General features: G+C 39.8%; 14 protein-coding genes. 7 read left to right on the top strand and 7 right to left on the bottom strand.

Annotated elements, in window-relative coordinates:
* Positions 1–45 precede the first annotated feature (45 nt).
* From ACHFIY_RS04075 to moaCB, 5 genes are all read left to right on the top strand, one after another.
* Positions 46–627 carry a TrmH family RNA methyltransferase gene (locus ACHFIY_RS04075; protein WP_410844788.1) on the top strand — a complete coding sequence of 194 codons (582 nt, stop codon included), beginning with the start codon at positions 46–48 and terminating at the stop codon, positions 625–627.
* Positions 628–664: 37 nt separating this feature from the next.
* On the top strand, positions 665–1,147 hold the full coding sequence (locus ACHFIY_RS04070) for a TlpA disulfide reductase family protein (RefSeq protein WP_410844787.1): 483 nt from the start codon (positions 665–667) through the stop codon (positions 1,145–1,147).
* A 418-nt stretch (positions 1,148–1,565) separates the two neighbouring features.
* Positions 1,566–2,720 carry a ThiF family adenylyltransferase gene (locus tag ACHFIY_RS04065; RefSeq protein WP_410844786.1) on the top strand — a complete coding sequence of 385 codons (1,155 nt, stop codon included), beginning with the start codon at positions 1,566–1,568 and terminating at the stop codon, positions 2,718–2,720.
* The gene (locus ACHFIY_RS04060; RefSeq protein ID WP_410844785.1) at positions 2,690–3,175 is read left to right on the top strand and encodes a molybdenum cofactor biosynthesis protein MoaE; all 486 of its coding nucleotides are present in this window, start codon (positions 2,690–2,692) and stop codon (positions 3,173–3,175) included. The genes ACHFIY_RS04065 and ACHFIY_RS04060 overlap by 31 nt, the downstream gene beginning before the upstream one ends.
* A 29-nt stretch (positions 3,176–3,204) precedes the next feature.
* Entirely contained in the window at positions 3,205–4,116 is a 912-nt protein-coding gene (gene moaCB / locus ACHFIY_RS04055; RefSeq protein WP_410844784.1) for a bifunctional molybdenum cofactor biosynthesis protein MoaC/MoaB, read from the top strand.
* Between the two features lie 18 nt (positions 4,117–4,134).
* Here the strand turns inward: moaCB and ACHFIY_RS04050 are convergent, their stop codons facing one another.
* Positions 4,135–4,728 carry a hypothetical protein gene (locus ACHFIY_RS04050; protein ID WP_410844783.1) on the bottom strand — a complete coding sequence of 198 codons (594 nt, stop codon included), beginning with the start codon at positions 4,726–4,728 and terminating at the stop codon, positions 4,135–4,137.
* 219 nt (positions 4,729–4,947) lie between these two features.
* A complete protein-coding gene (locus tag ACHFIY_RS04045; RefSeq protein WP_410844782.1) occupies positions 4,948–6,219 on the bottom strand; it encodes an exo-beta-N-acetylmuramidase NamZ family protein in 1,272 nt (423 codons plus the stop codon).
* Between the two features lie 209 nt (positions 6,220–6,428).
* Between ACHFIY_RS04045 and ACHFIY_RS04040 the strand changes: the two genes are divergently transcribed.
* A complete protein-coding gene (locus tag ACHFIY_RS04040) occupies positions 6,429–6,878 on the top strand; it encodes an FKBP-type peptidyl-prolyl cis-trans isomerase (protein WP_410844781.1) in 450 nt (149 codons plus the stop codon).
* A 90-nt stretch (positions 6,879–6,968) separates the two neighbouring features.
* On the opposite strand, the gene ACHFIY_RS04035 is transcribed toward ACHFIY_RS04040, so the two are convergent.
* From ACHFIY_RS04035 to pfkA, 3 genes are all read right to left on the bottom strand, one after another.
* Entirely contained in the window at positions 6,969–7,190 is a 222-nt protein-coding gene (locus tag ACHFIY_RS04035) for a VF530 family protein (protein ID WP_410844780.1), read from the bottom strand.
* Positions 7,191–7,799: 609 nt separating this feature from the next.
* Entirely contained in the window at positions 7,800–9,281 is a 1,482-nt protein-coding gene (gene pyk / locus ACHFIY_RS04030) for a pyruvate kinase (protein WP_410844779.1), read from the bottom strand.
* 54 nt (positions 9,282–9,335) lie between these two features.
* Positions 9,336–10,322, bottom strand: coding sequence for a 6-phosphofructokinase (gene pfkA, locus ACHFIY_RS04025; RefSeq protein ID WP_410844778.1), 987 nt, complete (start codon positions 10,320–10,322; stop codon positions 9,336–9,338).
* 212 nt (positions 10,323–10,534) lie between these two features.
* Between pfkA and ACHFIY_RS04020 the strand changes: the two genes are divergently transcribed.
* Positions 10,535–11,419 carry an SDR family oxidoreductase gene (locus tag ACHFIY_RS04020; protein ID WP_410844777.1) on the top strand — a complete coding sequence of 295 codons (885 nt, stop codon included), beginning with the start codon at positions 10,535–10,537 and terminating at the stop codon, positions 11,417–11,419.
* 133 nt (positions 11,420–11,552) lie between these two features.
* Here ACHFIY_RS04020 and ACHFIY_RS04015 read toward each other — a convergent pair whose 3' ends face one another.
* Together ACHFIY_RS04015 and ACHFIY_RS04010 are read right to left on the bottom strand one after the other, a co-directional pair.
* Positions 11,553–11,687 carry a hypothetical protein gene (locus ACHFIY_RS04015; protein ID WP_410844776.1) on the bottom strand — a complete coding sequence of 45 codons (135 nt, stop codon included), beginning with the start codon at positions 11,685–11,687 and terminating at the stop codon, positions 11,553–11,555.
* A gap of 871 nt (positions 11,688–12,558) precedes the next feature.
* Entirely contained in the window at positions 12,559–15,000 is a 2,442-nt protein-coding gene (locus tag ACHFIY_RS04010) for an OmpA family protein (RefSeq protein WP_410844775.1), read from the bottom strand.
* Positions 15,001–15,039 lie beyond the last annotated feature (39 nt).

Here is a 15,039-nt window from a genome sequence, read left to right as displayed (position 1 = left end):
ACCTATAAAGGTTATAAAAATACCGAATAGATTAAGAGATAAAAAATGACAGCAGAACGCCAACAAAAAATAGAACAAGTATTAAGCCACCGCCAGGCAAACCTTACCGTGGTGCTGGAAGACGTACAGGACCCAAGGAACATCACAGCGGTCATGCGCACCTGCGATGGCGTAGGCATACAAGACATATACATTATCAATACCAACCTGCCACAAATAAGGAAATTCAAGTTCAAGAGTGGCAGCAGTGCCGCAAAATGGGTAACCATCCACCAGTTTACAAATGTGGCAGATTGTTTTGCAGAGCTGCGGGGTAAGTTTTCTACTATTTTAACAACGCATTTATCGTCCGATGCCGTTAACTTGTACGCCATTGATTTTACCGAAAGCGTAGCCCTTGTTTTTGGCAATGAGCAAAACGGCATCAGCGAGGAAATGAAGGCATTGGCCGACGGCAATTTCGTTATCCCGCAAGTGGGCATGGTGCAAAGCCTGAACATTTCCGTGGCCTGTGCTGTAAGTGTTTACGAAGCCTACCGTCAAAAGAAACAGGCGGGGCATTACGACCAGCCGGGCTTGCCTGAAGGCAGGCTAGGCGCGATGAGGGAAGAATGGGGTAAAGCTTAGTTATGAATGATGAATTATAAATTATGAATTAATACACATGAAAAAGATTATCGTACTCCAATTTGCATTTCTATTTGCAGGCAGTTTTAGTTTTTCACAAACCATTCAAAAAGTAAAAATTACCGATGTGCTGCACATTGCCGACACTTCCACCAGCCCATTGATTATTAATTTCTGGGCCACTTGGTGCAGGCCTTGCGTGCAGGAGCTGCCTTGGTTCGAGAAAAAAGTACCTAACTACAAAGACAAAGGCGTAAAGCTATTGTTGGTAAGCCTTGACTATGAGGATGATTATCCTAAGGGCATAGCCGATTTTATAAAAAAGAACGGCTATACCTCTAAAGTGGCATGGCTGAACGAAACAGACCCGAATTATTTTTGCTTGATGGTTGACAAAAGCTGGCAAGGCACCATACCTGCCACCCTGATGGTAAACAATGCCAAGCATTACCGCCAGTTCTATCCACAGCAATTGCCCGAAGGCCAGTTGAAAATGGCCTTGGATAAATTGGTGGAATAATCTTTTGACTAAAGCCAATAAATTGAATGGTATTTTCTGAATGGGGTAAAACCCATTCTTATTAATAAATCCACCCATTTTAGGTTGCCCTTCATTTGTTGGATTGACCTCATTTTCTAAATGGGGGATTATTGAATTGCCACTAGATTTATGTGGGGGCAATTCAAATATAATTTTGGCTTTAGCCAAATTTATTTTCCACATACAAATTGTCTGATTTGCTTTATAATCCCCTTTTATTTTTTCATAACTGTTATATGCTTTACAATGCTCTTTCCCCCACTAAGGAGGAAATTTTGGATACTCATTGGGGAATATTTCTCCCATATTCGCCTTCCAACATCAAATATGTATTTGTTGCGAATCATTATTTTTACAGCCTCATACAACAAAAATTCCACATTCATCATTCCTAAAAATGCTCACGCCCCATCAACAAGAACAATACAACCGCCAAATACGCCTGCAAGGCTTCGGCGAAACTGGGCAGTTGCGGCTGTTGAATGCCAAAGTACTGGTGATAGGTGCGGGTGGTTTGGGCTGCCCGGTGTTGCAATACCTTGCAGCAGCGGGCGTAGGCACCATTGGTATTGTGGATGATGATATGGTTTCCTTGTCCAACCTCCACCGACAAATACTGTATGGTGTAGCAGATATAGGGAAACCCAAAGTAACCATAGTTGCCCAAAAACTAGCCCAATTAAACCCATCAATTACCATCATTCAATACCAACGACGGTTGACCAATCAAATTGCTTGGGAAATAGTGCAGGGGTTTGACGTGGTGGTTGACGGGTCAGACAATTTTGCTACCCGCTATTTGGTAAACGATATATGTGTTTTGCAAAACAAGCCATTGGTGTATGGCAGTATTTACCAGTACGAAGGGCAAGTAGCTGTTTTTAATGTGGGCGAAAACAGTATAAATTACAGGGATATTTTCCCTAACCAACCCAATGCAGGCGAAGTGCCCAATTGTGCGGATATTGGCGTAATAGGCGTACTGCCCGGCATCATAGGCAGTATGATGGCCAATGAAACCACCAAGCTGGTTACAGGTATTGGCAAACAATTGAATGGCATTTTACTATCTTATAATTCATTGGATAATGCCGTTTATGAACTACAGATACCACACAATTTAGCTGCGCAAGAATTGATTCCTGCCAATAGGGCTGCTTTTGAAATGATGGATTATGAGGAAACTTGCGACACCTCACCCCAACCCCGCCCCCAAAGAAAGGGGCAAGTACTTGAAAGCCTATTCAATGAAATAGATGCAGATGGGTTTACAGCATTGCTTACTATGCCTAGTGTTTCCATCATAGATGTACGGGAATTAGGCGAAACACCTATTATTGACGAGTTTGAGCATACTCAACTACCTTTGAGTATATTAAATAAAGATGCTCAACTACCCTATGAGGATACGCTTGTTATCGTTTGTCAATCGGGCATTAGGAGTAGGAAAGCGGCAAGTTTGCTTGCTGCCATTTATCCCAACACAAAAAAAATATACAGCCTCAAAGGCGGCATTATATCATGGAAAAAACAACAACAGAAAAAAATATAAAGCCCCGCAAACCCAAAAACATATTTGTGGAAGGGGCTATCAGCCCAACATTCATAGCAGATTCCATTGCCAAGCACAGTACCCAACATGCTATTGGGGGGCATAGCATTTTCCTTGGGCAGGTACGCAACGATGTAATAAACGGTCAGGAAGTGGTGGCTATTGAATATACCACCTACACAGAAATGGCATTAGATAAAATGCACGTGATAAGGGAAGCTATTTTTGCCAAATACCCACTCACTTGCTTGCATGTGTATCATAGTTTAGGAAAAGTAAAGTCTGGTGAAATCTGCTTATTTGTATTTACCTCTGCCAAACACCGCAAAGAAGCTATTGATGCTTGCGAAGAATTGGTAGAACGTATTAAAGCCGAACTGCCTGTTTGGGGGAAGGAGGTATTTGCCTCGGAGGAGTTTGTATGGAAAATAAATAGTCCGAACCAGGATTTATAGGATTAGACAGATTAAAGGGATATTGAAACATGGTAAACATTACTCATAAAATAAGTACTTTAAGAATAGCTACGGCACAGGCAATTGTGCTGGTATCGTCTCAAGCAACCATTGATGCCATCCAAAACAGGCAGGTGCCAAAGGGTGATGTATTTGAATTTTCGCGTGCGGCGGGGTTGCTGGCGGTAAAAAAAACGAGTGATGTAATACCAGATTGCCATCCTTTGCCTATTGAATTTACGGCTATTAGGCACAGGATTGAAGGCTTGCAGGTAATAATAGAAGTGGAAGTGCATACCATTTACAAAACAGGCGTGGAAGTAGAAGCAATGCACGGAGCATCTGTTACGGCATTAACCATCTATGATATGCTGAAACCGATAGATAAGGGTGTAGAAATAAGCACCATTAAGCTACTATCGAAAGAAGGGGGCAAATCTGGCTATGCCAATAAATTTAAAACAGACCTGCGAGTGGCTGTTATTGTTTGTTCAGATACTGTTTCGGCAGGTAGTAAAAAAGATGCTGCTGGCAAAGCGGTGATTGAGAAACTAGGCGCAATTGGCTTAGCAACTGAATTGTATGAGATTATCCCTGATGAGGAAGCTATCATCCAAAAGAAAGCATTGGCACTAGTAGATGCAGGATACCAATTGGTGTTGTTTACAGGAGGCACTGGCTTGTCTCCAAGGGATGTGACACCAGAAGCTATACAACCACTCATTAGCCGCGAAATACCTGGCATTATGGAAGCAGCACGCAACTATGGGCAGCAGCGTATGCCTTATGCCATGCTATCTAGGGGTGTTGCTGGTTTTATTAACAATACATTGGTTATAACACTCCCAGGCTCTACCCGTGGGGCAATGGAAACCATGGATGCTTTGTTCCCTTACATATTGCATGTGTTTAAAGTTGCCGAAGGTATGCGGCATGATTAAAGCTAATAAGCACAAAGCTTATTCTGCTATTTTGATTACTACATTGTGCGGTGCTAATGCTTGTCCGCCAAAATAAGGGTATAAGCGGTAGCCCATTGCTTGTTGGGTTTTTGCAGTTCTTGGCATTGATGTGATTTTGCCATTTAATGTAAAAAGGTAGCTTTTACTTATTGTATCAACTTGTATTCGGCAGTTAATATCCTTATTGATTGATACAGTATCCAATTCCTGTATGGTCCTTATACTATCGTTATAGGTATAACCATAAATGCGTAAAGCATTTTGGGCCCATGCCCAGCCAAACCTAGCACTGTAGGCATGGTGCGATGCTTGGTTATCTGAAAACCCGTATAACTTATTTACATCAGTTTGCCGTGGGATGTTATAAATAGCCGTGCTATCAAACCTTGCAATAAATTTTAAATCGCTGGTAGTTATTAAAACAAAATGTGTAGAGTCGTAACCTGTGGCATACTGCTGCCCTTTTAAAATAGTATAAGTTGTAAATGGTATCGTGTCAACAATAGGTGGCGCAACTATTGAATCATTTTTTTTGGAACAGCCAATAAAAAATACCGATAATGCAAGCAAGAAGCAATTTAAATATTTCATGGCCATATCTTTTGCTTATTAATAACGGTATAAAGCTACAACAGGTTGCCTAAGAAGGCAATAGAAATAAACTAGGGTAGTAAATATTGCCACAAAGGCTCGAAAGCTCAAAGCAGCACTACGAAAGAAGGAGAAAACATTGCATTTTTGCCTAAAGTTCTGGCCTTGCCCATTGGTGCTTTTTTGCATTTTGGCACCTTTGTGGCAAAGTATTATGTGCTATTCAAAATCTTTATACAACAAATATTTCTTCCTTATTTGCTTAAAAGCCTTCAATTTAGGCTGCCAGCTTTGCCTTATCTCGGCTTCTGTTTTACCTGCTTTTATTTGCTCCATCAACAGACTGTTGCCAGCTAGCTTGTTAAAGAAAAACTCAAAAGGGCTGTCGCTTAAAGGGGCAATGAAAAAACTATCTTTCTCTGGGAATAGCTGCCATGCGTTTAACAAGTATTTCAGTTGAAGTTGCTTATTGGCTTGGTGTACAATATCTATGTCATGCACATCCCAGCCATGGCAAAGCTTGTCTTTTTGCTTGGGTTCTTTAGCCCCCAAACGGACAGTAGGCGTGAATGTAAACAAAGTATCTGGCAAAGACGGGTGGCCAAAAATACAAAACGGGTGGTCAGTACCTCTGCCTTCGCTTAGCACAGTCCCTTCAAACAAACAGGTAGTTGGGTACCAATACACTGAAGCCATGTCTGGCAAATTGGGCGAAGGCCTTATGGGCAACACATATTTTGTGGCATGGGTATAGTTTTTACATGGTATTACCGTAAGTTTGAAATTATGGTGCTCTTCTTCAAAGCCGAGCAACTCACCTAAGGAGGTCTGGTGGTCTTCTTTGTGGATGTATTTCCAATCCAGCATCTTTTCTCCGAGCAGCATCTTGGCATATTCGCCAATGGTCATGCCATAAACAATGGGTATTGGCTGCATCCCCACAAAACTTTTATAATCCATTTCAAGCACGGGGCCATCTATATAAAAGCCGTTAGGGTTAGGGCGGTCGAGAATAATTAATGGTTTATCGTACTGTATGGCACTTTCTATAAACCCTTGAAGCGAGGAAATAAAGGTATAAAAACGTACACCTACGTCTTGTATATCGAACAACAATATGTCTATATCTTTTAAATCTACTGCCGTGGGCTTGTACCTTTTGCCATACAAAGAAATTACTGGAATGCCTGTTGGCTTGTCAATATAGCTGTCCACCTTTTCCCCGGCATCTGCCACGCCCCTGAAGCCATGCTCCGGGGCAAATATTTTTACTATATTAATACCCAGTTGCTGCAAGCTGTCTATTAAATGCGTTTGAAAGATAGTAGTAGTCTGGTTGGCAAACACAGCTACCCGTTTCCCTTTTAGCAATGGCAAATAGGCGTATGTTTGGTAAGCCCCGGGCAAAATAGGGGCAATATGCTGTGGAGGCCTTTGTGCAAAAGCCGCAAAATTAGCGATGCAATAAATGAAAGCAACAACTAATCTCATTTTATATTTATAAGAAATCGATTTGCGAAAATAAGTTGCACGGAGGCCTTTATTGCAGAGGTTTGTTATCATAAGCATCAAGTAAATCATTTAATCAGCTGTATAAAAGAGGGTTCTGGGATGGAAAGTAAATAAATTAATTGTGCCGTGTGCATTAGCCTTGTATTTTCGTTGCCATTATTTTTAATTATTTACACAAAAAGCAAGCAATGCAAGTAAAAAAAGGTGATACAATAAAGGTACATTACCATGGCACATTAGCCGATGGGTCTATTTTTGACTCGTCAAATGGCAGAGACCCATTGGAGTTTGAAGTGGGTGGGGGCATGGTGATTGAAGGGTTTGACAATGGCGTGGTGGGCATGGCTATTGGCGACAAAAAGACGGTGCAAATACCAGCAGAACAGGCTTATGGCCCTGTGAACGATGACATGGTAATGGAATTTCCTATTGACCGTTTCCCACCGGATTTGGTGCCAGAGGTAGGTATGCAGCTAAACATGAGCAACAACCAAGGCGAGCAATTCCCAGTACAGATTGTAGAAGTAAGGGACGAGTCGGTATTGCTGGATGCAAACCATCCTTTGGCTGGCAAAGACTTGATATTCGATTTGGAACTGGTAGAGATAACACCAAAATCGTTGATTATAACTGCTTAGTACTTGTTTTAGGTTTTAAGTTTTGAGTTTTAAGTTTCCTAGGCAAACAAATAACTCAAAACTTAAAACACAAAACTTAAAACAAACCTCTCACTTACGACTTTTCAAATACATCCTTTCCACTTTTTCCCTTGCCCAAGGCGTTTTCCGCAAGAAAGTAAGGCTCGATTTTATACTTGGGTTATCGTTGAAACACTTGATATTTACACGACTACCCATTTCTTCCCAACCATATTGTACTACCAAATGATTAAGTATGGCTTCTAGCGTAATGCCGTGCAAGGGGTTGTTTACTTGTGGGTTATTGTCCATTTGATTTAAATTACACCGTATATTTTTCAAATATAAATGATTTAGGAAGCATTAATAAAAATGTCATTGAGCTGGAAATTAGTGTGAAAGCCAAGTAACCAAGTCCTTCATTACCTGCTCGTTTATTTGATGCCCCATATTATACTCATCGTAACTTAAATGGACACCCAAATTTTCCAAGAAAAATTTTGCATCCCTGGCATTATGGATAGGCAGTGGATTCACGTAAACGCATAGCCAGCAAAAATCCTACTCATCAAATTTATCTAAAATACAAGTCCAGAAAGCCATCAAAAAAATGTGTAGTTTTTGTTGCGGAAATTATGTTTAGAATGTACTATTTCAACATTCCTATTGCTACCCTTCGGGCAAATGCCAATTTTTGGACAGGCTCCTTGTTTTTTTATAAGTCGTATTGTTGCTGAAAATGTTTGAATTTTAATCAACCTATTTTAGGACGCGACAAAGTGCTTGTGTTTGAAGTAGTTGAGGCTTGCAATAGATTTCAACTGCAAAATCCGGGTTTAAGTAAGAAGAACACGATAAAAAGAAGCCCCACTATTCTATATAGCGAGGCTTTGCAAATAATTATCAATAATTAATTATCAATTACTCAACTTTCGTTATTTTAATCATATTTGTTGGCACATGCAGGTGTACAGGCAAGCTACCGGTGTTTACCACCATGTCATTTGAATGGACCAATCCTTTTTCTTTCAATATTTCAATTTGCTCGTCTATCATGGTATCAATGGTAGATTCGCTATCGTAATAAAAAGCACGCACGCCCCAGCTAAGGCTCAATTGGTTTACCAAAGATTTTTCTTTTGTAAATATATACAAAGGAGATTTAGGACGGTAGCTGCTTAGTATAAAGGCAGTTTTACCGCTTTGTGTCATGCCTATCAAGCCTTTTGCCTTGATGTCTGCCGCTAGTTTGCAAGCATTGTAGCAAATAGCGTCGCTATAAAACGAAGGGGAATGTTCTTGTGGTTTCAAATCATCCTCACGGTTGTAGCGGTATTCTTTTTCCTCCACTTCACCAATTATCTTGCGCATTGTTTCAACAACCAATGCAGGGTGCTGGCCAGCAGCCGTTTCGCCGCTAAGCATCACCGCATCTGCACCTTCTAGCACAGCGTTTGCTACGTCTGTAATCTCGCTGCGGTTTGGTTTTACCCTGTCTATCATGCTTTCCATCATTTGCGTGGCTACGATTACGGGCTTTGCACGGTGGATACATTTCCTAATCAATTCCCTTTGTATCAATGGTATTTTTTCTACTGGCAATTCTACACCCAAGTCGCCCCTGGCTACCATAATGGCATCGCTTTCCACAATAATATCCCTGATATTTACCAGAGCTTCAGGCTTTTCTATCTTGGCAATAATCTTTGTTTTGCTTTTCTTTTCGTCTAGTTTGCTTCGGAGTATAACAATATCTTTCACGCTTCGAACAAAGCTAAGGGCTACCCAGTCGCATTTTTGCTCAATGATAAATTCAAGGTCAATCAAGTCTTTTTCAGTCAATGCTGGCAAGGAAATTTTGGTATCAGGTAGGTTGAGGCCTTTTTTTGAAGACAGAATACCACCAAGGGTAACCACCACCCTTACGTCTTTTTCCTTGGTAATGTCTATTACCCTTACTTCAATTTTGCCATCATCTATCATGATGATGTTACCTACACGCACGTCGCCAGCAAGATTAGGGTACGAAACATATATTTTTTCCATTGTGCCAACACATTTCTCATTGGTAAATGTAAGTATGTCGCCAATCTTTAAATCCAGTGCATTGTTTTCAATTTCACCAACACGTAGTTTAGGTCCTTGCAAATCGCCTAGGATTGAAATATTGCAACCGTGGTTTTCGTTGATGGTGCGTATATGCGTGATTATCTGTGCTTTATCCTCGTGCGAGCCGTGAGAAAAATTTAATCGGAACACATTTACCCCAGCTTTTACAAGTGCAAGCAATTGATCGTAGCTATCGCAGGCCGGTCCCACAGTTGCAACTATTTTAGTGCGTTGCGCAACACCTTTATTGATAACCAGTTCCTCTTTTTTTACTATTTGAACATTTTTAGCCATGACAATATAATTTTATCGTTAAATTTTTTGAATAAAAAAGCCAACTAAACCAATTTAGCTGGCTAATATTTTTACTATTTTCATCCACTCCTGCCCTATCTTTTGTTTTTCTTTTACTGCTTTGCCTAATGGCGTATAGTGCATTTTGTTGTTAACAACACCTACCATCACATTGTTCCTGCCCACTAGCAAACTCTCCACTGCATAATAACCCATGTGGCTAGCTATTAAACGGTCGCTACACGTAGGCGACCCGCCACGTTGTATATGGCCTAATATGCAAACCCTTGTATCTGCGGTAGGTATACGCTGGCGTATAATTTTGGCTATTTCTTCTGCCCCACCAAATTTATCGCCTTCGGCTACTACAACCAAGTTCACCAATTTTTTACGCCTTTCTTTTTCGGTTAAAGAGGTTATCAGAGCTTCTATATCCGTTTCTGTTTCGGGTATCAATATGTTTTCTGCCCCTGTGGCAATGCCACTGTGCAGGGCAATATAACCAGCATCGCGCCCCATTACCTCTACTATAAACAGGCGATCATGGGCATCCATGGTATCCCTTATTTTATCAATTGCCTCCACTGCTGTGTTTACTGCCGTATCAAACCCAATGGTTACATCGCTGCCAGCAATATCCTTGTCAATGGTGCCAGGAAGCCCTATACAAGGTATATCATACTCTGCACTAAATTTCTGTGCCCCTTTAAAACTACCATCGCCACCAATAATCACTAGGCCATCTATACCATGCCTTTTTAAGTTTTCGTAAGCAATAGCCCTGCCTTCTGGTTCATAAAACTCCTTGCAGCGGGCTGTTTTTAAAAATGTACCGCCACGCTGGATAATATTAGCAACATCACGGTTGTGCAAGCGGCGTATGTCGTTGTCCAGCATTCCTGAGTATCCCCTTACTATACCAAAAACTTCCAGCCCGTAATAATTACCCGTCCGCACGACTGCCCTAATTGCCGCGTTCATGCCCGGCGAATCCCCCCCCGAAGTTAGCACGCCAATTTTTGAAATTTTTTTCTTATCCATTTTATAAATAAAAACGTTTAGTGTGGAGCGTGTCCGATGAACGAAGTGTCAAATGTAAGTAATTGGGGTAAAGTAACAATATATCTTCTGCAAGTCAATAGTATATTAATACTATTTTTTTTAACTAAAAATAGCAACTTTGCTTGCTTCAAAGTAATAATCATCATATTGCGGGAATGGTTGCATTTTGGCATCAAGATTAAAAATACATTATGAAAGTACTGGTTACAGGCAGCAATGGCTTTTTAGGGCAACACCTTACCGATTACTTTGCCCAAAAAGGGTTATCTGTTTCAGCTATAAGTAGGGGGCAGAACCAAAATAACCTTACTGAAAAGCTTAATTTTTTAAGTTTAGATTTAACACATAAAGAAGCCGTAATAGCTGCAATAGCTACTATAAAACCCGATGTAATTGTACATAATGCCGCCATGAGCAAGCCTGATGACTGCCACAACAACCAAGCATTATGCATTGAACAAAACTTAATGGCGACCAGTTATTTGCTGGAAGCTGCTGAAGCTACTAGGCCATATTTTTTATATGTATCAACTGATTTTATTTATGGAGAAGATGGACCTCACAGTGAAGATGCAGTGCCCAACCCGCTTAATTTTTATGGGGAAAGCAAGCTAATGGCAGAAGAACTGGTAAAAAAAAGCGGCTTGCTTTATGGCATTATGCGGCCTGTTTTCATCTATGGCCCTTCTTATGGGACTATGAAGCCTACATTTTTGCATTGGGTAAAAAACAATTTAGCACAACAAAAGCAAATAAAAGTAGTAACTGACCAACAGAGGACACCAACTTACGTATATGATATTTGCAAAGGGGTATATGCCATGATTATGCAAAAAATAAACACTGATATAAACCTTGCGGGGAAAGACATTTTATCGCCTTATGAGATGGCTATAATGGTTGCAGAAACCTTGCAATTAGACAAAAACTTAATAGAACCCGTAACATCGGACACATTTCCAGAAATTGTGAAAAGGGCGAAACGTTCAGGGCTAACAATAGGCAAGGCAAGAGAATTGCTGGGCTATGAACCCATTAGCTTTGAAGAAGGCGTAAAAATCACGTTTGATTATTAAAAAGAATAAGCAAATTGTTGGCAAATGAGTAATAAACTTTGGAAGAAAATATCAAATGGGTCAATATATTCCTAACAGGTATCTTTTTAAATAATCAAAAATTTGTACACTAAATTAAAGGAAATTACTTGATTTAGTCGAAGAGGGATGGGCTCATACTGAAAACCCATCCCTTTATCAACTCTACCATGTCCCCAAACTTCCAAGTAAGGTAATCGGCATAAGTATATTGGCGACTAAAATCCAGTTGGTCAATATTTGTAATCATGCCTATACATTTAATGTTTATGTAAATATAGTGAAGCCTATTAATATTCTCCTACTGTGGGTGCATAAAAGTTTTTCGCTTTATAGTAAAAAAATCACCGTAACACAACCCTGCTCCCATCCGGCCTCACTTATCCTGAAAGACCGGAACAAACTTACCCACGGGAGAGGGAGCAAGAAGATGGAGTGCAAAACGAGAACACTTATACAATTTTTATACTATTATTTTTACTGTTTTTTTATTAAAATAGTTTCAGTTTTTCCATTTTGGGTCTTTTTTACACTTTTGCCGTTTTTCAAAAATCGCTTTCGCTCATTTAAACCATTGATTATCAACAATATCTGAAAAAAAATTGTGAGTGATTCGTGCGTGTTTTGTGCGTACTTTTTGAGTGATTTGTGCGTATTTTGTGAGTGACTTGTGAGAAAAAGTGAGTGATTTGTGGGTGATAAACGCAACACCCAATTTTAGCACTACAACTATTTTAATATTAGCAAAAAAAGAACTACGATACTTCTGCCTGGAAACTAGCTTTGTAAATGCTTTGTATCAAGTGCATTTATAGTATAAAGATAAGCTTTTTTTTATTAGGCCCTGTTTTTGGACAAATCAAAAAAAGGCAACCCAAGCGAAAAACTTTTATGCACCCCCTACTGTTGGCTTTTCGCCAAATATTTTTAAGACTTCCTTTCCTGTTAATACCGCTAAGCATATACATTACCATTATGCACTTCACAAAATATAAACTTATTCACTCAAGCCATTAGTGTTTCTTTGTGGCTTTCTGCCTTTTGGTAATTCCGCACAACACCACAAAAAAAAGCCTGCTTGATATTACCAAACAGGCTTTTTTTTCTATTTTATTGAATAACTATTTCTTCTTGGTTTCAATCAGAGTTGCTTTAACTTTCAGTATCGCCCTTCTGTTCAATGCCCTGCCCTCTGGGTTATCCTTTCCATTAATAGTTTCAGGTGCCACAGGCTCCCTTGAACCAGCATATTTAAGTTTCACTCTTGAGTCGCTTACACCCTTTTGTATCATGTAATCGTAGCAAGCCAACGCACGCTGTCTACTAATCCTGTCTTTTACTTCAATCGTTCCTTTAGAATCGCTATAACCGCTAATATCCAGTGATATGGCAATACTTGGGTATATCCTCAACTTGGCATACAATTCATCCAATTTTTCAGCAGCCTGTGGTTTAATGTCTGTTTTATTAAAGTCAAAATAAATAATGGAAGAATCACTTACATTTATTTTGTTTATTTCTACTGCCACCAAATTAGGGTCTGTAATTTCAGTTACAGGTTTTTCATCCTTTTTGTTATTGACATCTTTATTATCCTTATCCTCTTTATTTTCAGCATCAGGCTTCCATTTTTCCATACAGTAAGTAATCGTATAAACAGTGTCATTTTCCAACGACTCAACTACTGGCGTAAAATGGACGTCCTTGTCAAAGTAATCTTTCTTTTCAAATAGCAACGCATTGATGGAATCGTTTAAATCTACCGTAAATTGTCCCGATTTTGTGGTGCTTACTATTATGTTTTTGCTAGTGTCAAACCCGTTGAGCACGTTTACATAAGTTTTGCCAAGTGGTTTTTTGGTATCGCAATCTATCACTGTTGCTTCTAAACGCCTTTTATAATTTATCTTCTTAGCTTTGTCTAGGCACAATTCCACTAAATAGGTAGTATCAGCATATAGTTCAGGGTCGAACCTAAAACTTTGCCTCCTTTCATTGTACCCTTTCTTTTTAATGGTTAGCCCAGATACTTCGTCAGTAAGGTCAACCAAAAAAAGACCATTGTTGCCAGTGCTGATTTTCTTGCTTTTGGTACTGTCGTACATATTGTTGATGGTAATAACCGCACTGCCCAAAGCAGCACCAGTTTTGCAATCAGACACCAAGCCATCCACCTTTTGCCTGAAAATCTTTTTGGGTAAACGCTCAATGGCAAATATTTCCAAGCAGCATTGTGAAGCCCTGTCAGAACTTACATACGCTTTCTTTAAAAGTGTATCTTGAGAGGCACTAAAGAAATAACTATCATCTTTAACCGAATTAATCGGCTTGCCCATGTTCAAGGGTGTTTGCAAATTGGTAATATCGCCACTAGACGTAAAAAGGTCAAAACCGCCCATGCCTACCCTGCCATTGGTAGAGAATACCAACGTTTTGCTATTACTATGGTAAAATGGTGCTTTGTCATCTTCTTTAGAGTTGATAGCTGCAAGGTTAAACGGCTCTCCAATAGCCCCCGACGCATCATCAATAGGCGCAGCCCATATATCGTATTTGCCAATGCCATCTGGCCTATCCGAGGCATACAATAAGTATTTGCCGTCTTGTGTTACGAAAGGCTGATTACTATTGTAGCCTGGCTTGTTTATTTTGTCTTCCAACTTTACAGGTTCATCCCAAGTGCTGTCATTCTTTTTCTTGCTTACATAAATGGCAGAATTTGCTTTTTCGTTCTCACTCTCCCACCTTGTAAAATACAATGTATTTCTAGAAGGTGCAAAACTAGGCGTGCCTTCATTGGAAGCAGTGCGGGAAGGAAATTTCACGATTGAGGATTTGCCGCTTATCGAGTCGTTTTTATTAATTGCATTGTAAAATAAATGGTTTACATGGTTGTTTTTCTTGCTATACTTATTCACTGTATCTACAATACGGGCAGAAGTAAAAATCAATGTGTCATTCATTACCACAGGTGCATAAGCTCCTTCCGTCTGGTTAATATCGCCTTTCAGCTTGTGCAGGGCAAACGCTGGCGGTTTGCGAGTTTCTGTTTGCTGGGTAATATAGTAAATATTGTTTAATTCAGTATTGGCAAGGTCTATCCATGGCTGGTTGCCTTCATTGTCTTTTATAAACTTTTTAAAGTCTTTTTCTGCATCTTTATAATAGCCTAGTGCGCGGAGGCACATGGCATGCCACAAGCGGGTTTGGGGAAACTTGTTAGTCTTGGAAACAAGTACTTTTGCATACCATTTTTGTGCCGTGCTATAGTCGTTTAGCATCCTGTAGCTCTGCCCTAAATTGTAAAAAACACCCAATGCGTTTGGCTTTGTAATCCTTACATCGCTAAATTCTAGCAAGGATTTCTTTTTGTTGTTGCTGTAGGGCGCGAAAGTAGCCGGGGCTTCCCTCATGCCTAAGTAAATTTCGTAGTTCAAGGTAGCATTGTAGTAAGACCCATTTGCAAAATAAGCATCCCCCTTCTTTAGCGAAGAGGACGATTGCCCAAAAGCATGTGCTTGGAAAACAAAAACAATACCTATAATAATTATCCGCTTCAACATTAATAATCTTTTATGCAATTAAGTAAATAATCCTTTGTT

Origin of the sequence: Parasediminibacterium schistidii (assembly GCF_046546515.1) — a bacterium.
In the GTDB taxonomy this organism is placed as follows: domain Bacteria; phylum Bacteroidota; class Bacteroidia; order Chitinophagales; family Chitinophagaceae; genus Parasediminibacterium.
Note: the sequence above shows the minus strand (reverse complement) of the source record. Positions and strands in the feature narration are given on the sequence as shown.